This is a genomic window from Actinospineispora eucalypti (assembly GCF_039543365.1).
In the GTDB taxonomy this organism is placed as follows: Bacteria; Actinomycetota; Actinomycetes; order Mycobacteriales; family Pseudonocardiaceae; genus Pseudonocardia; species Pseudonocardia eucalypti.
Genome location: NZ_BAABJP010000026.1, coordinates 152,696 through 174,261 on the forward strand (window position 1 = coordinate 152,696; position 21,566 = coordinate 174,261).

Consider the following 21,566-nt stretch of genomic DNA (forward strand, 5'->3'; position numbering starts at 1 on the left):
CGAGGTTCCACTCCTTACGGGGTTGCGGCGCCGCCGAGCGGGGCGCCGGACAGGTTCGGTCCACTGGTCTGCAGGTGGCAGGCCACTTCCCCGCCGCCGTGCACCGGGGTGGCCTCCGGCATCCGCTGCCGGCAGACGTCCATCACGTACCGGCAGCGGGTCTGCAGCGGGCAGCCCGCCGGCGGGTTGGCCGGGTCCGGCGGCTCGCCGGCCAGCAGGATCCGCTCCCGCTTGACCCGGTGCGGGCTGGCGTCCGGGATCGCCGAGAGCAGCGCCTCGGTGTACGGGTGCGCCGGCCGGTTGTACACCCGATCGGTGGGGCCGCTCTCCACGATGCGGCCCAGGTACATCACCGCGACCCGGTCGGAGATGTGCCGCACCACGGCCAGGTCGTGGGCGATGAACAGGTACGACAGGTGCAGCTCGGCCCGCAGCCGCTCCAGCAGGTTGATCACCTGGTTCTGGGTGGAAACGTCCAGCGCGGACACCGCCTCGTCGCACACCACGAACTGGGGGTGCAGGGCCAGCGCCCTGGCGATCGCGATGCGCTGGCGCTGGCCGCCGGAGAACTCGTAGGGATAGCGGTCCGCGTGACCCCCGGTGAGGCCGACCAGCTCCAGCAGCTCGGTGACCCGCGCGCGGGCCTCGCGCGGGGCCAGCCGCTCGTGCACCAGCAGCGGTTCGGCGATGCTGGCGGCCACCGTGCAGGACGGGTCCAGGGAGGAGTACGGGTCCTGGAACACCATCTGCATGTTCCGCCGCGCCCGGCGCAGCTCGGAGCCGGCGAGGCCGCTCAGGTCGCGGCCGGCCACCCGCACCTCGCCGGCCGTGTAGGGCACCAGCTTGAGCAGCGCCCGCCCGGTGGTCGACTTCCCCGACCCGGACTCCCCCACCAGGCCGAGGGTCTCCCCGCGCTCGATGCTGAAGCTCACGTCGTTGACCGCGCGCACCAACCGGGGTGCGCCCAGCGAGCGCCCCTTGCGGAACACCACGTTCAGCCCGCGCACCTCGACCAGCGGCCGCCCCTCGGCCGGTGCCGGCGCACCGTAGGCCGGTTCCGAGGTGCCTTCGAAGGCCGTCGCGCTCATGGTGCCCCCAACAGCTCGAGCTCGTCGGTGCGCAGGCACCGGCTGGCGTGGTCGCCCCCGGACCGGATGGCCGGCACCACACCGCCCCGGCAGTGATCCACCGTGTACCGGCACCGGGGGTTGAACCGGCAGCCGTCCGGTTGCCGCCACGGCTCCGGCGGGCGGCCCGGAATGAACGGCAGCTCCGTGCCCCGCTCGCCCAGCTGCGGCATGGCCGCGAGCAGGCCCTCGGTGTAGGGATGTCTGGGCCGCAGGAACAGCTCCCGGCCGGCCGCCGACTCGACCACCTGGCCGGCGTACATCACCACCACCCGGTCACACAGCTCGGCGACCACACCGAGGTCGTGGGTGATGAACACGATGCCGCAGCCGGTCTCGTCGCGCAGCTTGGCCAGCAGCTCGATGATCTGCGCCTGCACCGTGACATCCAGCGCGGTCGTCGGCTCGTCGGCGATCAGCAGCCGAGGGCCGCAGATCAACGCCATGGCGATCATCGCGCGCTGGCGCATGCCACCGGAGAACTCGTGCGGGTAGTCCCGCACCCGCTCGTGGGCGTTCGGGATGCCGACCAGGTCCAGCATCTCGGCCGCCCTGGCGAGCGCGGCGGCCCGCTTGCCGCCCCGGTGCCTCCGGTGCACCTCGGCGATCTGGTCACCGATGGTGAAGGCCGGGTTCAGGCTGGTCATCGGCTCCTGGAAGATCATCGAAACCTCGTTCCCCCTGATCCCGCGCAGCTCGTGCACCGGCAGGGTGGTGAGGTCCCGGTCCCCGTACCAGATGTGTCCCCGGGACACCCGGCCCTGCCCCCTCGGGATCAGGCCGAGCACGGAAAGGCTGGTCACGCTCTTGCCGGAGCCGGACTCGCCGACCAGCCCGACGATCTCGCCCGCCCCGACGTGCAGGGAGACGCCGTCGACCACGTTCACCCAGCCGTGCCCGGTGGCGAAGTCGACGCACAGGTCCTCGATGCGCAGCAACGCGGTGGCGTTCACCGTTCCCCCTTGCGGGTCTCTCGGCCGAACGAGTCGCGCAGCCCGTCACCGATCAGGTTGAAGGACAGGGTGACCAGCGCGATGGCCATGCCGGGATAGGCGACCAGCATCGGCGTGCTCCGGATGTCGCCGAACGCGGCGCCCAGCATGCTGCCCCAGCTCGCGGTGGGCGGCAGCGCGCCGAGGCCGAGCAGGCTGATGGTGACCTCGGTCAGCAGCGCCGCCGCCATCAGCAGGGAGACCTGCACCAGCACCGGGGACAGGATGTTCGGCAGGATGTGCCGGCGCAGGATCAGCCACCCCGGCGTGCCGATGCTGATCGACGCCTCCACGTACGTCTCCTGCCGCACGCCCAGCGTGGCGCCGCGCACGATGCGGAACAGCCGGGGCGAGTACACCACTCCGAGGGAGACCATCGCGGTACTGAGCCCCGGCCCGACGGCGGCGATGATGGCCACGGTCAGCACCAGCGCCGGGAAGGTCATCAACACGTCGGCCGCCCGGGCGAGCAGCCAGTCCAGCCGCCCGCCGAGGTAGCCGGCCACCATGCCCAGCGGCAGCCCGATGACCACCGCGATCGCCACCGCGAGGCTGGCCGCGCCGAGGGAGACCCGGCCGGCGAACATCAGCCGGCTCAGCGTGTCCCGGCCGAGCGCGTCCGTGCCCAGCCAGTGCGCGAACGTGGGGCCGGACAACCGGTTGGCGATGTCGATCTGGCTCGGCGCGTACGGCGCGATCACCGGCGCGGCCGCCGCGACCAGCAGGATCAGGCCCAGCACGGCCAATGCACCCACGGCGAGCCGGTTGCCGAGAAACCGCCGCACGGTGCGGCGCAGCCCCGCCGCCCCGGCGGAGGGCGCGGCCGGACCGACGGTCGCGGCGGTCATGAGCTCTTGATCTTCGGGTTGAAGTAGCCGTAGGACATGTCCACTCCCAGGTTGACCAGCAGCACCAGTACCGCCGTGAACACCAGCACGCCCTGCACCATGGGGAAGTCCCGGGCGAACACCGAGAAATAGGCCAGCTGCCCCAGCCCCGGCAGCACGAACAGCTGCTCCATCACCACCGTCGCGCCGATCAACCGGTTCGCCTCGAGGCCGAAGACGGTGACCACCGGCACGGCGGCGTTCTTCAACGCGTGTTTTCCGATCACCTTGCTCCGGGACAGCCCCTTGGCCTCCGCCGTCCGGATGTAGTCCTCGTTCATCACCGCCGCCACCCCGGCCCGGGTCTGCCTGGCGATCATGGCCATCGGGGTGATCGCCAGCGCGAGGCCGGGAATGAGCAGGTGGCGGAACCACTCCACCGGGTTCTCGGTCAACGGCACGTAGCCGGTGGCCGGCAGGGCCGGGGTGTTGATGGCCAGCAGCAGCACCAGCATCATGCCCACCCAGAAGTAGGGCAGCGCGACCCCGACGCTGGCCAGCACGGTGGCGAACCGGTCGATCCACCGCCCCGGGTACAGCCCGGCGACCACGCCCAGCGCGAGCCCGAGCAGCGCGGCGAACAGCAGGGTCACCGCGACCAGGGAGAGGGTGACCGGCAGCCGGCCGAGGATGGAGGCCCACACGTCCTCGCCGTTCAGATAGGACCGGCCGAGGTCGCCGTGCAGCAGGCCGGCGACCCAGCGCCCGTACTGCACCAGGAACGGGTCGTTCAGCCCGAGCCTCTCCCGGACCGCCTCGACCCGCGCCGGGGTCGGGTTCTGCCCGGCCAGCAGTACCGCCGGGTCGCCGGGCACCAGGATGATCAGTGCGTAGATCAGCAGGCTGACCACCGCGAGCAGCGGCACCATGGTGGTCAGCCGGACGCCGAGCAGGCGTAGCACGGTCGCCTACTTCCGCACCGCGATGCCCCGGAACTGCCGGCTGCCGTCCGAGTAGATCTCCAGCCCCATCACCTTCTGGTTGGTGGCCATCGGGGTGGTGAGGTGGCACAGGATCACCGGCGACGCGGCCTCCTCGTGGGCCTTGGCGAACAGCTTGCGGTAGATCTCCGCCCGCTCGTTGGTGGTGGCGGCCGCCTTGGCCTGGGTGTGCAGCTGGCTGATCGCCGGGTTCCCGTAGTCACCGGGATTGCTGAACCCGCCCCTGAGGTAGTAGGCCTCGATCTGGATGCTCGGGTCGGCCTCGGCCTTCTGCTGCACCAGCTGCGCGTCCGCCTTCTTGTTGACCGAGAAGTCCTCCATCAGCCGGGGCAGCTCCACCGGCAGCACGGTGACCCGGATGCCCACCTCCTGCAGGTTGGCCTGGATCACCTCGGCCACCTTCTGGTAGGCGTCCAGGTTGTTGGTCTCCAGGGTGAACTCGAACCCCCGGCCCAGCCCCACACTGTCCAGCAGCTGCCGGGCCTTGGCCACGTCGTGCGGGTACCGGTCGGGAGTCAGCTCCGGGTCGGAGGCGTAGAAGGAGGTCGGGAACATCTGCACCGAGGGGTCGCAGAAGCCGTCGGTGATCGCCGCGATGGCGCTCCGGTCCACGGCCAGGTTGATCGCCCGGCGCACCTCAGGCTTGGCGAACTCGGAGCGGGCCACGTTCAGCGCCATCGTGTAGCTGGACATGCTGGGCTTCTGGCACACCACCAGCCCGCCGCCCTTGGCCGGCGCGTACATGCTCTCCCGCAGGAAGGTGGCGTCCGCCGCGCCGGTGATCACCGAGTTCAACCGGGCGTTGTCGTCGCTGGAGATGAGGAAGACCATCTTGGCCACCCGCAGTGCGTCCGGCTCCCAGTAGCCGGGCACGGCGCTGTACTCCACCTTGCTGCCCGGCTGGTAGCTGGCCAGCGAGAAGGCCCCGGAGCCACCGGTGGGTTTGAGCGACTGGCCGGGGTCGTTGAACACCGCCGGGCTCATCATCATGCCGGCGGAGCTGGCCAGGATGCCCACCAGCGGGGCGGCGCCGTTGATCGTCTCTATCTTGACCGTGCGCCGGTCGAGCACGCTCACGCCGCTGATGTCGGAAAGGGCCTGCCGGTTGAAGCTGCCCTCGCCGCGGTGCCGGTCCAGGTTGGCCTTCACCGACGCGGCGTCGAACGGGGTGCCGTCGTGGTACTTCCAGTTGTCGACCAGTTGCAGGGTGAGCGAGCGCCCGCCGTCGCCCACCGACCACGACCTGGCCAGCATCGGGCGCGGTTCGCCCTTGTCGTCCAGGTGCACCAGGCTGTCGTAGATCGGGTACAGGTACATCTGGCTGTTGCTGGTGGTTATCTTGTCCGGGTCGAAACTGGTGTTGGCGACGCTGTACATCCAGGTGAACGTCGCGTTCGGGTCGATGGCGGCGTGGTCCACCGGCGGGCATTCGGCGGTCGCCCCGCCGTGCGCCGGGCCGGGTGATCCGGCCGTGCCGCCGGAGCCGCAACCGGCCAGCACGGCCAGTAGGGCGGCCACCGAGGCGATGAGTCTTGCGTGCATGGTGAAGCCTCCGGAAGTTGAGACAACGTTGTCCTTCAGAAGCAGGTGTGCCGTTCGAGAGCGAGTCCGGCGCGCAGCACCCGGGCGTCCTCGTACCGCGCGGCGACGATCTGAAGGCCGACCGGCAGGCCGGCCCCGGTGAACCCGCACGGCACGCTCAGCGCCGGCTGGCGGGTCATGTTGAACGGGTAGGTGTACGGCGTCCACGAGGTCCACAGCGAGGACGGCCACCCCGGCGGGCAGTCCTGGCCGACGGGAAACGCCGCGATCGGCGTCGCCGGCGTGACCAGCAGGTGGTACCGCTGGTGGAACCGGGTCATGCGCAGGCCCAGCGCGGCGCACTCGGCCATGGCGTCCAGGTAGTCGGTCGCGGAGTACGCCGCACCCAGCTTGGCGCAGCGCAGCAGCCCGGGATCCACCCGCTCCAGCTCGGCCGCCGAGTACCCGCGCAGCGTCCGGGCGATGCCGGCGAACCAGATGACCTGGAAGGCCTCCACCGGGTCGCCGAACCCCGGGTCCACCCGCTCCACCCGCGCACCGAGCTCGCCGAGCACCCCGACCGCCGCCTCCACCGGCCCGGCCACCTCGGGATCGGTGCGCCCGTAACCGAGGTCGGCGGAGTAGGCCACCCGCATGCCGGCGACGCCGCCCTCGATACCCGCGCGGAACGGCCGCACCGGGCTGGGGGTCCAGGCCCAGTCCCGAGTGTCCGCGCGGGCCAGCACGTCCAGCAGTGCGGCCGCGTCACGCACCGAGCGGGTGATCGGCCCCCGGTGGGAGAGGTGCCCGTTGCTGCTCGGCGGGTACAGCGGCACCAGGCCGCCGGTCGGCTTGAGCCCCACGGTGCCGGTGAACGCGGCCGGGATGCGCACCGAGCCGCCCCCGTCGGTGCCCAGCGCCCAGGTGCACATGCCGGCGGCCACCGCCGCCGCCGAACCGCCACTGGATCCGCCGGCGGTCATCCCGGTGTGCCAGGGATTCACGGTGACCCCGTGTCGCGCCGAGTCGGTGACGCCCTTCCAGCCGAACTCCGGTGTGGTGGTCTTGCCGAGCAGCACCGCGCCCGCTTCGCGCAGCCGGGCGACGCTGGGCTCGTCCTCCACCCAGCTGCCGCCCTCGTCCACCAGCCAGCTGCCCCGCAGGGTGGGCCAGCCGTCGGTCAGCAGCAGGTCCTTGATCGCGGTCGGCACGCCGTCCGCCGCGCCGAGGGGCTCGCCGCGCCGCCAGCGCCGCTCCGAGGCGGCGGCCGAGGCCAGCGCACCCTCGGCGTCCACGTGGGTGAACGCGTTCAGCTCGCCGTCGCGGGCGGCGATGGTGTCCAGTGCCGCGTGGGTCGCCGCCACCGGGGAGAGCTCACCGGTGCGGTAGCCGTGCACCAGTTCGGCGGCGGTCAGCCGGGCGATCTCGGGCATGCCGGCCACCGCCGTTAACCGACCGGGAGGTCGAGCTCCAGGCCGGTGAGCGCGGCGACCTCGTCGGGGGTGAACCCCGGGGCCACCCGCTCCAGCCGGAACCGCTGCCCGCCCCAACGGAACACGCCGAGGTCGGTGACCACGATGTCCACGCACGCCCGGCCGGTCAGCGGGTAGTCGCACTCCGCGACCAGCTTGGGCTGCCCCTTCGAGTCGAGGTGGGTCATCAGCACCATCACCGTGGCGTCCCCGGCGACCAGGTCCATCGCGCCGCCGATGCCCCCGCCCACCATGTCCGGCGTGCTCCAGTTGGCGATGCTGGCGTGCGAGTCGACCTGGAAGGCGCCCAGCGCGACCACGTCCACCTTGCCGCCCCGCACCATCTCGAACGACGTGACGCTCTCGAAGAAGGACGCCCCGGGCACCAGGTGCACGTAGTGGCCGCTGGCGTTGTACGCGTTCGGGTCGTAGTCCTCCTTGGAGGCGATCGTGCCGTAGCCCAGCACGCCGTTCTCCGAGTGCAGGGTGATGTCCCGGCCCTCGATGTAGTTGGAGATCAGTCCGGGGATACCCAGCCCGAGGTTCATGTAGCTGCCCGCCGGGACCAGGCCGGCGGCCACCTCGGCCATCTGGTTGCGGGTCCACCCCGGCTTGTCGTGGTAGCTGCGCGCGCTGTCCGCGCCGCGCCCCTCGCGCACCTTGAGGAAGTCGTGCGGCACGTCCTCCGTGGTCCGCACCACCCGGGACACGAAGATCCCGGGCAGGCCGATCCGCTCCGGGTCCAGCTGGCCGTCCACGATCTCCTCGGCCTCGGCGATCGCCACCCGGGCCGCCTTGGCGAAGCTGGGCATGAAGTTGCGGCCCACGCCGTCGAACTCCAGGTTGCCGAACCGGTCGGCGCGCTGGGCGCGGATCAGCGCGTAGTCCACCTTGAGGCCCTGCTCGAGCACGTGTTCGACCCCGTCGATGGTGCGCACCTCCTTGCCCTCGGCGATCGCGGTGCCCACCCCGGTGCGGGTGAAGAACGCCCCGATGCCGGCCCCGCCGGCGCGCAGCCGCTCCACCAAGGTGCCCTGCGGCACCAGCTCGACCTCGATCTCGCCGGCGGCGATCTGCTTCTCGGCCGCCGAGGTGCCCTCCCCCGCCCGCGCGGAGAACGACACGATCAGCCGGTTCACCTGGTGGTTCTCGATCAGCGCGGTGGACCGGTACGGCCCGGAGCCCAGTGAGTTGGCCACGATGCACAGCCGGCGCGCGCCCTGCTCGCGCAGCGCGACGGTCAGGCTGGTCGGGAAGCTGTGCGTCATGCCGAAACCGGCGATGGAAACGCTCGCCCCGTCCGGCACGTCGGCCACGGCCGCGGCGGGCGATTCGTAGATCTTGTCGATGGTCATGTCACTGGCGCCTTTCAACCGGGCGGAACCGGGGCAGCGCGCTGCCCTCGCCCGTGTCGTGGAAGACCACCTCGACCGGATCGCCGATCTCGATCGCTTCCACGTCACAGTCCACGATGTTGGTCATCAACCTCGGCCCCTCGTCGAGCTCGACGTAGGCCAGGACGTAGGGGGTGACACCGGCCCAGTCGCCCCGGGCCCGGCGCACCACGCTGAACGTGTAGATCACGCCCCGCCCGCTCGCCGCCTCCCACGCGGTGTCCGCGCTGTGGCAGAACGGGCAGATCGGCCTCGGGTACCAGATGGCGTCGCCGCACGCGTTGCACCGGCGCAGCAGCAGCCGGCCGTCGCCGGTCGCGGCCCAGAACTCCTCGGTGTCCGGGTTCGGCACCGGTTTCGGCGCCGGCAGTGTCGGGGTGCCCATCAGTCCCGCCTTCCGAGGATCATGGTCGCGCCGCGCATGCGGGTACCCAGGTCACCGCCGTTGCCGTGCACCAGGGCGAGCTCGCAGTCCGGCACCTGGGTGCCCTCGTTGGCCTCGCCGCGCAGCTGGCGGACCGCCTCGACCAGCTTGGTGATGCCGCCCCGGTCAGGGTGGTTGTTGGCCAGCCCGCCGCCGTCGGTGTTGAACGGCAGCCGGCCGTGCGGGGCGACCAGCGTGCCGTCCCGCACGAACCGCCCGCCCTCGCCCTTGGCGCAGAAACCGAGGTCCTCCAGCATCATCAGCACGGTGATGGTGAAGCTGTCGTAGATCGACACGTAGTCGATGTCCGCCGGCGTGACGCCGGCCTGCTCGAAGGCGCGCGGGCCGGACCACACCGCGCTGGAGTAGGTCAGGTCGACCTTGCCCCCGTTCACCCCCTTGCCCGCCTCGGCGTGGCCGAGCACGTTCACCTTCTGCCGCTCCAGCCCCTTGGCCACGTCGGGGCTCACCAGCACCACCGCCCCGCCGCCGTCGGTGATCACGCAGCAGTCCGCCCGGTGCAGCGGGTCGGCGATCATCGGCGAGGAGACCACGTCCTCGACGGTCATCACCTTGCGCAGGAAGGCGTTCGGGTTGTGCGAGGCGTGGATCGAGGCGGCCACCTTGATCTCGGCCAGCTGCTCGCCGGTGGTGCCGAACTCGTACATGTGCCGCTTCGCGGCCAGCGCGTAGTTGGCCACCAGCCCAGCACCGTCGAACATCCGCCGCTCGAAGCTGTCCTCCGGCGCGGCCGGCCCGACTCTGGCCGGCATCTCCCCGGTGCGCGGCTTGCTGGCCAGCGCGACCAGCGCGACCTTGCACCGGCCGGTGGCTATGGCGGCCATCGCGTGCGAGACGTGGTAGATCGGCGAGGCGCCGCCGCTCTCCGTGGAGTCCATGTAGGTCAGCCCGCGCAGCCCGAGGTAGTCCGCCATGGAGATCCACCCGGCGCCGGCGGCGTCGTAGCCGCAGAAGAACCCGTCCACGTCGGCCAGGCTCAGGCCGGCGTCCGCCACCGCGCCCAGGGCCACCTCGGCGTGCAGCTGGGCCAGCGACTTGTCCGGCAGCTCGCGGCCGGGATGCTCGTAGGCCCCGGCGATGACCGCCTCCTGGTCAGTGCGCATTGCATCCCTCTCCGTGTCTGGCCCCCGCGCTCCGGGCGCCGAGCAGCGCCGCGTTGTCCCGGCCCAGGTCGGGGGCCGGGAGCGGCGCGGGCGGGCGGTAGCCGAGCAGCCGCATCGGGAAGCCCTTGCGTTTCGGCACGCCGTCCAGCACCACCCGGCGCTCCCGGAACCTGGGCTGCCGCGCGCGGTCGGCGGCCGAGTACACCGGAGCGCAGGGCACCCCGGCGCCGGTGAGCGCACGCACGCACTCGGCCCGCGACCGGACCTTTGTCCAGTTCGCGATGACCTGGTCCACCTCGTCCTGGTGCTCCCGCCACCAGCCGTCCGGCTTTTCAGCCCATTCCGCGGCACCGATCAGGTCGGCCAGCGCGGCCCTTTCGGTGTCGCGGTGGCAGGCGATGGCCACCCAGTGGTCGGCATCGACGCACCGGTAGATGTCGTGCGGGGTGCTCCCCGCGCGCCGGTTGCCCTCGGGCGCCGGGACCCGCCCGGTCTCCGCGTACTCGGCGATCCGGTCGGCCAATGTCCAGCTCACCAGCTCGCGCTGGGAGACGTCCAGCTGCTCGCCGCGCGGGCCGAGCCACAGGCAGTGCACCACCAGGCCGGCGGCGAACAGGGAGACCAGCTGGTCCGGGTAGTTCACGTCGGCCGACGACCAGATCGGTCCGCCCCCCGGATATCCGGTCACCGAGGCCAGACCGGACAGCAGATCCAGGGTCGAGCCATAGGAACGGCCGTGGGCCTCCGGCCCCGACTGGCCCTGGCTGGACAGCGACACCGAGATCAGCTTCGGGTTGATCTCCCGCAGCGTGGCGTGATCGATACCCAGCCGCTCGGTGACGCCGACGGTGAAGTTCTCCACCAGGACGTCCGCGCCGCCCACCAGCCGGGCCATCTCGGCCCGGCCCGCCTCGGACTTCAGGTCCAGCGTGACGGCCAGCTTGCCCGCGTTGTTGGACTCGAACAGCGGCGACGGTTCTTCGGTACCCGGCCCACTGGATGGCCAGAGCCGGAAGGCGTCCGGACGGTCCGGCGCCTCGACCTTGATCACCGTCGCGCCGTAGTCGGCGAGCAGCCGGCCGGTGGCGGCGCCCGCGGTGATGGTGCCCAGGTCCAGCACCACCACCCCGGCCAACGGCGCCCCATCCGGCCCGCCTTCCGGCCCCGCGTGCCCGGCCGCGGCTCCCGGCCACACCGGCTCGGGATCGTCACCGCCCAGTGCGGGCGGGGCCCCGGTGTGCCAGTGCAGCCCGGCGGCCTGGGCGATCGGGCCGACCGTCGGCACGGTGCCGTCCGGCCCTCCGAGGAAGCCGCGCGCCCGGTACTGCGGGTCGGTGTACAGGTCGGCCATGTCCGCGCTGTAGCCGAACGGCAGGCCCCTCTGCTGCGCCCGCCGGTAGATCTCCCGCTTGGGCAGCGCGACCGCCCAGCGGGCGAGCACCGGCCACCACCGGTCCGGGTGGGCCGTGCGCCCCGCCTCGTCCCGCAGCACCGGGTCGTCCAGCGCGGGGTCGCCGACCAGCCCGACCACCGCGTGCCACTGTTCCGGCTGGAACACCACGCCGACCCAGCCGTCGGCGGCCGGCAGGATCCGCCACGGTCCCCGGCTGGCGCCGGTGCGGGTGGGCACCCGGCCGTCGTGCGCGTGGCTGACGTCGCTCTTCCAGTCGATGTACGCGGCGACGTCGCACAGCGCGACGTCCACCACGTCGCCGGTGCCCCGGCCCGCGCGGCGGCGCAGCGCGAGCATGGCGCCGAAGAAGCCGACGAACGCGGCGGCATACGCGGTCTGTTCACCGCCCAGGCTCAGCGGGGCCCGGTCCGGCTCGCCGATCATCCAGGCCAGCCCGCCGTAGCTCTCCGCAAGGAGGCTGTCCCGGTGGCTGCCGGAGCGCGGGTCGTCCAGGCCGAACGGGGTCAGCCAGGTGGCCGCCAGCCCCGGCCGTTCCGCGCGCAGCCGGGCCACCGAAATGCCCGCCGCCTCGGCGGCATCGGGGCCGAGGTCGGTGATCAGCAGGTCCGCCCCGGCCAGCAGCCGGTGCAGCCGCGCGCGGCCGGCCTCGGTGGCAAGGTCCAGCCGCCGGCTCCGCTTGCTCGCGTTGAGCGCGGCGAAGGTGTAGCCGAGCCCCTCCCGGTTCACCGGTTCCCGGCCGCGCAGCGGGTCGCCCTCCGGCGGCTCGCACTTGACCACGTGGTGGCCGAGGCCGGCAAACAACCGGCCGCACGCCTGGCCGGCCACCCCGGCGGCCAGCTCCACCACCCGCAACGGGCCCGCCACACGCTCACCGCCCCGGTTGCGGCGAACGGCCGCGCACCGCGCGCTGGTGCACGGCGTGCCCGTCGTCGAGCACGTCGGAACGGGCCTGGATCTGCACCTTCACGCTCTCCCCGTAGCGCAGCGCGGCCGTCCAGTCGGAGATGTGCATCGGGATCTCGTGCAGCGCGCGCTTGGACCAGGCCAACGTCGCCGCGTCGTAGCGGGCGATCCGGCCGGCCAGCGCCACCGCCGCCCCGTCCAGCTCCTCGGCCGGCACGGCCTGGTTCACCAGTCCCCACTCGGCGGCGGTGCGCCCGCTGATCCGGTCGGTGGTAAGTACCAGCCAGGCGGCCCGCTTGGCGCCCAGCCGCAACTGGGTGGAGGGGCCGGCCAGGCCGGGATACAGCCCGAAACCCACCTCCGGCATGCCGATCGGGGCGTCCTCGGCGGCGATCGCCAGGTCGCTGGAGTTGATCAACGTGAGCCCGCCGCCGAGCGCGTAGCCGTTCACCGCCGCGATCACGATCGCCGGGTGGTCGCGGATCCGTTCCTGCACCGATGCCCAGCTGGTGTGCCGCGCATGGGCATCCAGGTCGGCGTCCGGGCCGTCGTCGGCGGCCTCCTTCAGGTCCACGCCGGCGCAGAACGCCGGGCCGGCCCCGGTCAACACGATGACCTTCGCGGTCCGCCGGCAGCCGTCCAGCGCCTCCAACAGCGCCGCCCGGGCCGCGCGGTTCATCGCGTTGCGTTGGGTCGGCCGGTTCAGCGTCACCCGCGCGACGCCATCGCCGAGGTCCTCGTGCCGCACCAGCGGCTCGCCGCTCACCGCCGCACCGCCACCGGCGCGACGGCGAACTTGAGCACCGTGCGACCGTGCGCACCCGGCTCGAACACCGCGCGCACCGGCTGGTCCAGGCGCAACTCCCCCGGCTCGCCGACCAGCCCGCTGACCACGAACGGCCCCTCGTCCAGCTGGACGAAGGCAACCAGGTAGGGCGTCTCGTCAGCAAACGCGGCCAGGTAGCGCTGGTGGATCGTGGTCCACGACCACAGCCGCCCGGTGCCGCTGGTCGCCTTCCAGGTGAACGCGCCGGAAAGGCACCGGGGACACACCGGACCGTCCGGGAACCGGTGGCTGCCGCAGGCGTCACACACCTGCAGGCGCAGCTCGCCCCGGGCGCACCCGTCCCAGAAGGGCCGGTTGCTCTCGGTGATCTCCGGCAACAGCGCGCCGTACGCTTCGACGTCCATGACCCGCCTCACCGGTCCGCGGTCAGCACGTGCGAGGTGACGATGGGCGAGGCGCACATGTACTGCGCCGTTTCGCAGCCGGCGACCTGCCGCTCCCCGGCCTCGCCGCGCACCTGCCGCACCGCCTCCACGTGCAGCGCGAACCCCTGCATGTAGCTCTCACTGGTATGCCCGCCCGAGGTGTTCAGCGGGCGCGGCCCCTCTCGGTGCACCCGGCCGTCCTGCACCCATTCCCAGGCGCCGCCCTTCGGCGCATGCGCAAAGCCCTCCAGGGTAAACAGAATGGTGGGCAGGAAATTGTCGTACACCTGTAGGCAGTCCATCTGCTCGGGGCCGAGACCGGTTTCCCGGTAGAGGCGGCCGGCTACCTGGTGGCAGGCCGAGTAGAAAAAGTCCTCGCTGGTGTAGTGATTAGTCAGATTGCCCATTCCAGCCGTGCCGGCAACCCGGACCGGCGGCTTCCGCATGGCCCGTGCCCGGTCCAGCGTGGTGACGATGAAAGCCACTCCGCCATCATTGATGATGCAATAGTCGAGCTTACGGAGTGGTTCCGCGATGAACCGCGCGGAAAGGTAGTCGTCGCGGTCGATCTCCCGTTGCAGCACGGCCACCGGATTCGCCGCCGCATTGCGCCGGTTGTTGATCGCCAACGCCGCCAGCGCGTCGTCCGGGACACCGTTGACCTGCCGGTACCGCTGGTACATGAGCGCCACGTATGCACCGGGCGACGTCATCCCGTACATCGTGTCGTAGCGGGTGGTCGGGCCGTCATCCTCGCCGCCGTACCTGACCTGCGCGGAGCGCCCGTTGGTGGCATACACGCAGGCCACCACGTCGGCGAGGCCGGCGCGCACGATGGCGCACGCCTCCTGCAGCGCGATCCCGCTCATCCGGCCGGTGCCCTCGAGGTCGTGCACGAACCGCACGTTGGGCAGGCCGAGCACGTCGGCCATGCGGCCGTACCTGAGGTTCGTGCAGAGCAGGCCGTCGACCTCGTCCTTCTCGATCCCGGCGTCCGTCAACGCCTCTCGAAAAGCATCGGCGGCGAGGCCGTAAAGGTCCCGGGGCGTGTCCTTGTTCGCATACAGCTCACGAAAATTGGACTGGCCGACCCCGACAATGGCAACGTCGGTCACACTTCTTGACATCTCGCCCCTCAATGATCGCGATTAATCAAGCGTCGCCCGTCAGTGACGATAGTGCTGTTTACTACTGTTCGAGCGATTTGACCGCTTCGAGCGCGGCTTTCGCCGCCGCCCGTACGTGCCGGTGGGCCGCCTCGGCGGCACGCTCGGGATCACGGCTCTCAATTGCGGCGGCCAGGTCAAGATATTCCTGGACCGACTGTTCGAGGCGCCCGGGAATCGTGACGGAGAGACTGCGCAGGGCATGAATCCGGGTGTGCAGCGGGGCCAGCGCGGCCTTCAACAGCGAATTGCGGGCACCCTCGAGCATCAGCTCGTCGAACTCGTATATCGCCTTGAGCCGCGCTTCGCCCGATGCCTTGGGCTGAACCTTCTCCACCAGCGCGGCCACCTCTTCGTCGGTGGCCCGGCGGGTGAACAGCGCGGCCGCCGCGGGCTCCAACGCGTCCCGCATCTCGTAGATCTCCCGCACCTCGTCACTGCCGAGCACGGCGACCCGCACGCCCCGGCTGGGCGAGCTCTCCACCAGGCCGAGCGTCTGCAGGTGGCGCACCGCCTCCCGGATGGAGGTCCGGCTCACCCCGGTGAGCTCCATCAGCTCCCGCTCGGTGAGCCGCCGCCCCGGAGGCAACAGACCGTCCGCGATCGCCTGCCGCACGCGGCGCACGACCCGCTCAGGAACCGACTCGGTCGGCCGGTCGATGAGTAGGTCCAGCTTCTCCGACGACACCGAGCCTCCTGACTTTGTCTGACGTAAGTCATCGTACGTCGGTCGTATTGCACCGTCAACCGATCGACAGAAGGCGCATGTCGCCCGCGGCGCGTGGGACGAAGCCGGGTATGATGTCGGTGCCGGAACCTCCGTCCGGCTCATGACTCGGAGGCCGCGGGTTCACATCCCGCGTTCGCTACGACCAACCACCACGCGTGGGGACTCGATCGCCGACCGGTGATCGGGTTTCGACTATGTGGAGGCAGGAGCAAGTTCGTGGCTCGAGGTGACCAGCGCTCACGGCGCGTTCACCGCACCGCCCGTGCGCCGCAACGCCGCGTCCGCGACCGGGACGAACAGGGCATCATCCCGGTGCTCGCCCGTACCGCGCGCGACGTCGAGGCGGCGGCGCAGCGTGGACGCGTGCTGAACTCGGAACGCACGAAGTTCCAGGTCGTGGCCGCCCTGGCGCGCCAGGAGCGGGCGCGCGTGCGGGCAGAGATCAACAACGACACCCGGCGGACCGGGATGCTCAAGCGCCTCGACGGGATCGCGCTGATCCTCGCTCAGACCGCCACCCACGACACATCGTTGCTCGAGCTGCTCAACGAGGACGCGGTCATGTCCGACGCGGCCAGGGCGCTCACGCGGAAGCTGATGGCCGACGCCGGGATGAAGGTGGCTCCGGTCGACGACGCGCCCCCGGAGCCGCCCGCCGCCCCCGCCGCCACCGAGCGGCAGGTGGTGCCGAGGTCGGTCATCTCGCGCCAGCTGGCCAACCCCTTCCTCGCCCCTGACTACTCCGCCGCCCGGCCGGCCAGAACCCCGGCGCGCCGCCTGGCTACCTGGGAGCTGCTCGGGCCACTGTTCAACTCCTTCGAACGGGCCGGCGGGGAAGCCTCTCCGTGCATGGCGCTGCCCACGCCGTCGTCGCTGCACGCGGAGGGTGGTCGCGAACTGATGCCCCACCAGGGCCAGCTGATCGCCGCGGCCGCCGACGGGCACCGCACCTTCCTGCTCGCCGACGAGCCGGGCCTGGGCAAGACCGCGCAGGCGCTACTCGCCGCGCAGGCCGCCGACGCCTACCCGCTGCTCGTGGTCGTGCCGAACGTGGTCAAGACCAACTGGGCCCGCGAGGCCGCGCTCTGGACCCCGGCCCGGTCGGCCACCGTGATCTACGGCGACGGCGACACGATGGACGGCTTCGCCGACATCGTCGTGGTCAACTACGAGATCCTCGAACGCCACGTCGGCTGGATCGGCGACCTCGGCTTCCGCGGCATGGTCATCGACGAGGCGCACTTCATCAAGAACAAGGCCTCCCAGCGCTCCCAGCACGTACTGCGGCTGTCCGAGCGCATCCGTGAACGCGTCGTCCGGCCCCTGCTGATCGCCCTGACCGGAACGCCGCTGATCAACGACATCGAGGACTTCCGGGCGATCTGGCAGTTCCTCGGCTGGATCGACGACACGAAGCCGCTCACCGAGCTGATGGCGGCGCTGGACGAGACCGGTCTGACCCCGGCCGACCCCGGGTTCTACCCCGCCGCCCGGCGATGCGTGGTCGACCTGGGGATCGTCCGTCGCCGCAAGATCGACGTGGCCGCCGACATCCCCGCCCGGCGGATCGCCGACCTTCCGGTCGAGCTGGACACGAAGGCCGGGCGGTCGATCCGGGAGGCCGAACAGCGCCTGGCCCGGCGCATGGTGGAGCGGTACGAGAGCGCGCTCGCGCGGCGCCGGTCCGGTCCCTCCGACCTCGGGACCGACGAGATCGACCACGAGCTCGTGCGGCGCATCGCCACCCGGGAGCGGAAGGAGGCGACCAAGGCCGAGGGCGAGGAGAACCTGTTCGTCATGATGCGGCGCATCGGCCAGGCGAAGGCCGGCCTCGCCGCCGACTACGCGGCCCAGCTGGCCCGCAGCGCCGGCAAGGTCGTCTTCTTCGCCAAGCACATCGACGTGATGGACGCCGCCGAGGACATCTTCACCAAGGCCGGAATCCGGTTCTCCTCGATCCGGGGCGACCAGGCGCGCACGGCGCGGCAGAAGCAGATCGACGCGTTCGTCAACGATCCCGAAGTCGCGATCGCGGTGTGCTCCCTCACCGCGGCCGGCGTCGGCATCAACCTCCAGGTCGCCTCGAACATCGTCCTGGCCGAGCTCTCCTGGACCGACGCAGAGCAGACCCAGGCCATCGACCGCAGCCATCGCATCGGCCAGACGGAGCCGGTCACCGCGTGGCGCATCATCGCCGCCCAGACCATCGACGCGAGGGTCGCCGAACTGGTCGACAGCAAGGCCGGGCTCGCCGCCCGGGCGCTGGACGGTTCGGAGGACGAGGCCTCCTCGCCCGGAGACGTGCAACTCGAGGCCTTGGTGGCGTTGCTGACCGACGCGCTGACCGGGTCCTAGCCGCGATGATGGGCCGGCGGCAGCCACCGGCCCATCGCCAGTACCGCCAACAGGCTGACCAGCGCCACCGCGGTCAGGTACGTGCCCGCCGCCCAGACCGCGCCGCCGGTGGCCGCCAGCAGCGCGGTGAGGATCACCGGGGTCAGCCCGGACGCCCACACCCCGGAGCCCTGGAACACCAGCGACATCCCGGTGTAGCGCACCCGCGCGTCGAACAGCTCGGCGAACAGCGTCGCCTCCGCCCCGGTCATCAGCCCGTAGCAGACGCCCAGCTGAACCACCAGGACGATCACCATCAGGGCGGTCGAACCGGTACGCAACGCGTAGAACGAGGGAAGCACCGAGATGCCGAACAGCGCCACCCCGGTGCCGAACACCGGGCGCCGCCCGTAGCGGTCGCCCAGCCAGCCGGCGATCGGCGCGACCACCGCCATGAGCAGGGCACCGGCGGTCACCGCGAGCAGCACGTCCACCCGGTTCAGCTTCACCGTCGCGGTGGCGTAGCTGATGGCGAACACCGCCCAGGTGTTGAACGAGGCGCCCTCGGCCCAGCGGGCCAGCATGCCCAGCCCCAGCCCCCGGCGGTGCCGGCGGGTGCGGAACACCTCCACCGCCGGGACCTGGGCAAGCTCGCCGGTGGACGCCAGCCGCCGGAACTCCGGGGTCTCCAGCACCCGCAGCCGCACCACCAGCCCGACCGCGACCAGCACCAGGCTCAGCACGAACGCGATCCGCCAGCCGTAGGTCTCGAACGCCTCCCGGCTCATCGCCTCGCCGAGCAGCGCGAACGCCCCGGTGCCCAACGCCAGGCCGAGACCGAGCCCGATCTGCGGCACGCTGCCGTAGCGACCGATCCGCCCCGGCGGCGCGTTCTCCGTGGCCAGCAGGACCGCGCCGCCCCATTCGCCGCCCACGGCCAGGCCCTGCAGGACCCGCAGCAGCACCAGCAACACCGGCGCGGCCAGCCCGATCGCCGACACCGGCGGCAGCAGCCCGATCAGTGCGGTCGCCCCGCCCATCAGCACCATGGTGGCGACCAGCGTCTGCTTGCGGCCCAACCGGTCACCGATGTGGCCGAACAGCAGGCCACCGATCGGCCGCGCCACGAAGCCGACCGCGAACGTGCCGAACGCCAGCAGGGTGCCGGCCACCTCGTCCTGCGCCGGGAAGAACAGCTTGGGAAAGACCAGGCTGGCCGCCGTGGCATAGAGGAAGAAGTCGTACCACTCGACCGTGGTGCCGACCAGGCTGGCCAGCAGGACCGTCCGAGGAGACGCCGGTGGCGCCTCCGCCCGGGCCGGCAGGACCGTGCTCACGACACTCTCACCAGGAAATGAGGATCAAACATCCTTTAAATCCATCAAACTACTCAAGAAGTGTCAACCGAGAGTGCAGCGGCCCACAGGACGTGCACGTCTATCGTGGGCTCGTGAGACCTCTACGGCCGGGACCGCTGCGCTGGCTGTGGTACGCGCTCGGCGGCGGCCTGCCGCCCCGCTACCGGGAGTGGGTCTTGTACGACGCCTCCCGCGACCGGTGGGTGCTGCGGCATTTCGTGCGCTCCGCCCTGCAGATCAGCCTGGTGTCGCTCCCCATCCTGATGCTGGTCCCCGGGCCGGCCTGGGGCCGGTGGTCCGCGCTCCTGCTCGGCTGGCTGGTCGGGCTGCAGTACGCACTGTGGTTCATGGACGGCTCCGTCGAGCGCCGGGTCCGCCGAGCCGGCTACCCGCCCGGCGCGTTGCAGGCCGCCCGGGACGCCCTGCACGCCGAGGAACGCGCCGCGGCGGCCGCCCGGTACGCCGCCCGCTATCGCTCCGGCGACCCGCGCTGACCCGCTACCTCTCCGGCTCGCGATGCGCTCGAAGCTGTTCGACGAGCGGATGTTCAGGCCCAGTTACATGGTCACCAGGACACCACGGTCGGTTTGAGCAGTCGAAAACGGCCGTCAGGTCCTGATGACCTTGAACCGACGTCTGCCATCGCACCGGTGACCACGCGGCCCCCGAGGCCGGCCCCAGAACTCAGAAGGCGTAGTCGAACCGTCAGGTGTAGAGGGTGAAGGGCGGGTGGGTGCCGTTGAGGAAGTGGTCGCCGACCTCGCGCTGTTTGTAGGCCACCGGGTCGTGCGGCGTGTGGGTGCGCACGTTGCGCCAGAACCGGTCGAGGCCGCCCGCGTCGAGGCGACCAGCCGGCCGTAGGACGCCAGCAGGTACGGGTCGGTCGCCGCCGTGGCCGAGTCGGACAGTAGCCAGGGCCGTGAGGTGTGCAGGATGTACTCCTTCGCGGCGGCCGGCGCACCCAGCGCGATGCCGAGGTAAAGGTTCCCGAACATCGCCTGGATCGCCGGACTAAATCAGTCAAGTTTGTGAACTACTTCACGGGCCGGCCGCCGGCATCCGAGGGCCGGAACGCCACGCTGTCCCCGGCGACCAGCGGCAGCTGCCCGTCCCCGGTGAGCTGGTCGCCGTTCAACACCGCCACCACGTGCCGGTCCAGCACCAGCTCCACCCCGCCGGCCGCCTCGGCCAGCGTCGCCGCCCGGACCGAGCGCTCGCCTCGCCGAGCACCGCCGGTCAGCGCGCCGTCACACCGCACGGTGATCTCCGCCGGGGGCCGTTCGCGGGCCCGCGCGTAGTCCTCCGGCGTGTTGATGTTCGCCACGGAGTCCAGGTCGGGGTCGTACCGGGCCAGGGCGGGGTCCGCGAGCAGCTCCGCGTCCTCCAGCCGTTCGACCCGGCAGTGCTCGGTCAGCATGCCGGGACGCAGGTCCCCCTCGGCGACCAGATCCGTGATCAGTCCGGCCAGCGCGGTCCGGTAACCGGCGGCCAGGGGCTGGCGGAAGCCGCGCGCCACCGGCAGCACCATGTCGGCCTCGGCGACCAGCCCGCACAGGAGGCGCCGCACGAAGGCGGTGTGCAGGAACGGCATGTCGGTCGAGCACACGAACGCCGTCGTCGCGTGGTCCGCCACGGCCGCCAACCCCGCGGCGATGCCCTGCATCGGGCCCAGACCCTCGACCGGGTCCTCCACCACGGCCACCCCGGCCGGCAGTTCCGGGAGATCTTGACCTGGGGCGCTCACCACCACGACCGGGCCGTCCACCGCCCGCCCGACCAGGGCCGCCGTCCGGTACAACAGGGTCGAGCCGTGCCACTCCAACGCGGCCTTGGGCGTGCCCATGCGCGAAGACCGCCCGCCGGCGAGCACCACTCCAGCGGCGATGACGTCCCCCGTGCGCACGTCGCCGATGGTAGGGCGTGTCTGGTGGATCTATGCCGAGCGAGCGGTGATCTGGGCGCCGCGCAGCCGGCTGGATGATCCATCAGACACGCCCTGGCCCGGGGCCATTCGGCTGAAGGTTCGCGTTGCCCGGGAACCGGATGCGCCGCCTCGGCGACTGTTCACACGTCCCGTGCTCAGAAAGGAACAGCCGCATGATCATTCGCCGGGCGGTACTCGTCGTGGCCTTGGCGCTGCTCACGGTGTTGGGCGTCGCGACTCCGGCGTGGGCGCACGCCAAGTTGCAGAGCAGCTCGCCGGCCCAGGGTGCGTCGTTGTCCGCCGCACCGACCCAGGTGACGTTGACGTTCGGCGAATCGGTCAGGCCCGCGCGAAACCCGATCACGGTGACCGGGCCGGGCGGGGCGGCGTGGACGGTCGGCCCGGCGACGGTGGCGGGGCCGGTGGTGTCCGCGCCGGTCACGCCGGCCGGCCCGGCCGGGGCCTACGTGCTGACCTACCGGGTGGTGTCCGATGACGGTGACCCGGTGACCGGAGCGGTGCGGTTCACCCTCACCGTTCCGGCCTCCCCGTGACGGCTGGTTCGTTCGGCCCGTGCGCCTCATCCGATGGGCCGGCGTGTTCCGCCTCCACGAAGGATGTGGCAGCGCCCCGGCGCGGACAA

19 protein-coding genes are annotated in these 21,566 nt (G+C 71.6%); 3 read left to right on the forward strand and 16 right to left on the reverse strand.

The window, feature by feature from the left end:
- Positions 1-14: 14 nt before the first annotated feature.
- The 14 genes from ABEB12_RS24000 to ABEB12_RS24065 form a co-directional block, all read right to left on the reverse strand.
- Positions 15-1,088, reverse strand: a complete 1,074-nt coding sequence (locus tag ABEB12_RS24000) for an oligopeptide/dipeptide ABC transporter ATP-binding protein (protein WP_185065858.1) — start codon at positions 1,086-1,088, stop codon at positions 15-17.
- On the reverse strand, positions 1,085-2,080 hold the full coding sequence (locus ABEB12_RS24005; RefSeq protein WP_345703096.1) for an ABC transporter ATP-binding protein: 996 nt from the start codon (positions 2,078-2,080) through the stop codon (positions 1,085-1,087). The genes ABEB12_RS24000 and ABEB12_RS24005 overlap by 4 nt, the downstream gene beginning before the upstream one ends.
- The gene (locus ABEB12_RS24010; protein ID WP_185065857.1) at positions 2,077-2,967 is read right to left on the reverse strand and encodes an ABC transporter permease subunit; all 891 of its coding nucleotides are present in this window, start codon (positions 2,965-2,967) and stop codon (positions 2,077-2,079) included. Before ABEB12_RS24010 ends, ABEB12_RS24005 begins: the two co-directional genes overlap by 4 nt.
- Positions 2,964-3,908 carry an ABC transporter permease subunit gene (locus ABEB12_RS24015; RefSeq protein ID WP_185065856.1) on the reverse strand — a complete coding sequence of 315 codons (945 nt, stop codon included), beginning with the start codon at positions 3,906-3,908 and terminating at the stop codon, positions 2,964-2,966. Before ABEB12_RS24015 ends, ABEB12_RS24010 begins: the two co-directional genes overlap by 4 nt.
- Before the next feature lie 6 nt (positions 3,909-3,914).
- The gene (locus ABEB12_RS24020) at positions 3,915-5,489 is read right to left on the reverse strand and encodes an ABC transporter substrate-binding protein (protein ID WP_185065855.1); all 1,575 of its coding nucleotides are present in this window, start codon (positions 5,487-5,489) and stop codon (positions 3,915-3,917) included.
- A gap of 35 nt (positions 5,490-5,524) precedes the next feature.
- The gene (locus ABEB12_RS24025; RefSeq protein ID WP_185065854.1) at positions 5,525-6,901 is read right to left on the reverse strand and encodes an amidase; all 1,377 of its coding nucleotides are present in this window, start codon (positions 6,899-6,901) and stop codon (positions 5,525-5,527) included.
- Positions 6,902-6,915: 14 nt separating this feature from the next.
- Complete coding sequence (locus ABEB12_RS24030) at positions 6,916-8,295, reverse strand: 3-oxoacid CoA-transferase subunit A (protein WP_221498802.1); 1,380 nt, start codon at positions 8,293-8,295, stop codon at positions 6,916-6,918.
- A 1-nt stretch (position 8,296) separates the two neighbouring features.
- Positions 8,297-8,719 carry an OB-fold domain-containing protein gene (locus ABEB12_RS24035; RefSeq protein WP_185065853.1) on the reverse strand — a complete coding sequence of 141 codons (423 nt, stop codon included), beginning with the start codon at positions 8,717-8,719 and terminating at the stop codon, positions 8,297-8,299.
- Positions 8,719-9,882 (reverse strand): thiolase domain-containing protein, encoded by a 1,164-nt coding sequence (locus tag ABEB12_RS24040; protein WP_185065852.1) that lies wholly within the window; start codon positions 9,880-9,882, stop codon positions 8,719-8,721. The genes ABEB12_RS24035 and ABEB12_RS24040 overlap by 1 nt, the downstream gene beginning before the upstream one ends.
- On the reverse strand, positions 9,872-12,160 hold the full coding sequence (locus ABEB12_RS24045; protein WP_185065851.1) for a CoA transferase: 2,289 nt from the start codon (positions 12,158-12,160) through the stop codon (positions 9,872-9,874). Before ABEB12_RS24045 ends, ABEB12_RS24040 begins: the two co-directional genes overlap by 11 nt.
- 4 nt (positions 12,161-12,164) lie before the next feature.
- Positions 12,165-12,965: an enoyl-CoA hydratase-related protein gene (locus ABEB12_RS24050; RefSeq protein WP_185065850.1), complete on the reverse strand. Its 801-nt coding sequence runs from the start codon at positions 12,963-12,965 to the stop codon at positions 12,165-12,167.
- A complete protein-coding gene (locus ABEB12_RS24055) occupies positions 12,962-13,390 on the reverse strand; it encodes an OB-fold domain-containing protein (protein WP_185065849.1) in 429 nt (142 codons plus the stop codon). Before ABEB12_RS24055 ends, ABEB12_RS24050 begins: the two co-directional genes overlap by 4 nt.
- A gap of 8 nt (positions 13,391-13,398) precedes the next feature.
- Entirely contained in the window at positions 13,399-14,526 is a 1,128-nt protein-coding gene (locus ABEB12_RS24060; protein ID WP_185065848.1) for a thiolase C-terminal domain-containing protein, read from the reverse strand.
- A 73-nt stretch (positions 14,527-14,599) separates the two neighbouring features.
- On the reverse strand, positions 14,600-15,265 hold the full coding sequence (locus ABEB12_RS24065) for an FCD domain-containing protein (protein WP_185065847.1): 666 nt from the start codon (positions 15,263-15,265) through the stop codon (positions 14,600-14,602).
- 258 nt (positions 15,266-15,523) lie between these two features.
- On the opposite strand from ABEB12_RS24065, the gene ABEB12_RS24070 reads away from it, so the two are divergent.
- Positions 15,524-17,662: an SNF2-related protein gene (locus tag ABEB12_RS24070; RefSeq protein ID WP_185065846.1), complete on the forward strand. Its 2,139-nt coding sequence runs from the start codon at positions 15,524-15,526 to the stop codon at positions 17,660-17,662.
- Here ABEB12_RS24070 and ABEB12_RS24075 read toward each other — a convergent pair.
- Positions 17,659-18,978 (reverse strand): MFS transporter, encoded by a 1,320-nt coding sequence (locus ABEB12_RS24075; protein WP_185065845.1) that lies wholly within the window; start codon positions 18,976-18,978, stop codon positions 17,659-17,661. The genes ABEB12_RS24070 and ABEB12_RS24075 overlap by 4 nt on opposite strands.
- 113 nt (positions 18,979-19,091) lie before the next feature.
- On the opposite strand from ABEB12_RS24075, the gene ABEB12_RS24080 reads away from it, so the two are divergent.
- A complete protein-coding gene (locus tag ABEB12_RS24080; RefSeq protein ID WP_345703097.1) occupies positions 19,092-19,493 on the forward strand; it encodes a DUF5313 family protein in 402 nt (133 codons plus the stop codon).
- 539 nt (positions 19,494-20,032) lie between these two features.
- Here the strand turns inward: ABEB12_RS24080 and mobA are convergent.
- Complete coding sequence (gene mobA / locus ABEB12_RS24085) at positions 20,033-20,902, reverse strand: NTP transferase domain-containing protein (RefSeq protein ID WP_221498801.1); 870 nt, start codon at positions 20,900-20,902, stop codon at positions 20,033-20,035.
- A 194-nt stretch (positions 20,903-21,096) separates the two neighbouring features.
- On the opposite strand from mobA, the gene ABEB12_RS24090 reads away from it, so the two are divergent.
- Positions 21,097-21,477: a copper resistance CopC family protein gene (locus tag ABEB12_RS24090; RefSeq protein ID WP_345703098.1), complete on the forward strand. Its 381-nt coding sequence runs from the start codon at positions 21,097-21,099 to the stop codon at positions 21,475-21,477.
- Positions 21,478-21,566 lie beyond the last annotated feature (89 nt).

Coding starts and splice junctions, on each gene's coding strand:
- ABEB12_RS24000 (WP_185065858.1), bottom strand. CDS start 1,088: ATGAGCGCGACGGCCTTCGAAGGCACCTCGGAACCGGCCTACGGTGCG.
- ABEB12_RS24010 (WP_185065857.1), bottom strand. CDS start 2,967: ATGACCGCCGCGACCGTCGGTCCGGCCGCGCCCTCCGCCGGGGCGGCG.
- ABEB12_RS24020 (WP_185065855.1), bottom strand. CDS start 5,489: ATGCACGCAAGACTCATCGCCTCGGTGGCCGCCCTACTGGCCGTGCTG.
- ABEB12_RS24025 (WP_185065854.1), bottom strand. CDS start 6,901: ATGCCCGAGATCGCCCGGCTGACCGCCGCCGAACTGGTGCACGGCTAC.
- ABEB12_RS24030 (WP_221498802.1), bottom strand. CDS start 8,295: ATGACCATCGACAAGATCTACGAATCGCCCGCCGCGGCCGTGGCCGAC.
- ABEB12_RS24035 (WP_185065853.1), bottom strand. CDS start 8,719: ATGGGCACCCCGACACTGCCGGCGCCGAAACCGGTGCCGAACCCGGAC.
- ABEB12_RS24040 (WP_185065852.1), bottom strand. CDS start 9,882: ATGCGCACTGACCAGGAGGCGGTCATCGCCGGGGCCTACGAGCATCCC.
- ABEB12_RS24055 (WP_185065849.1), bottom strand. CDS start 13,390: ATGGACGTCGAAGCGTACGGCGCGCTGTTGCCGGAGATCACCGAGAGC.
- ABEB12_RS24090 (WP_345703098.1), top strand. CDS start 21,097: ATGATCATTCGCCGGGCGGTACTCGTCGTGGCCTTGGCGCTGCTCACG.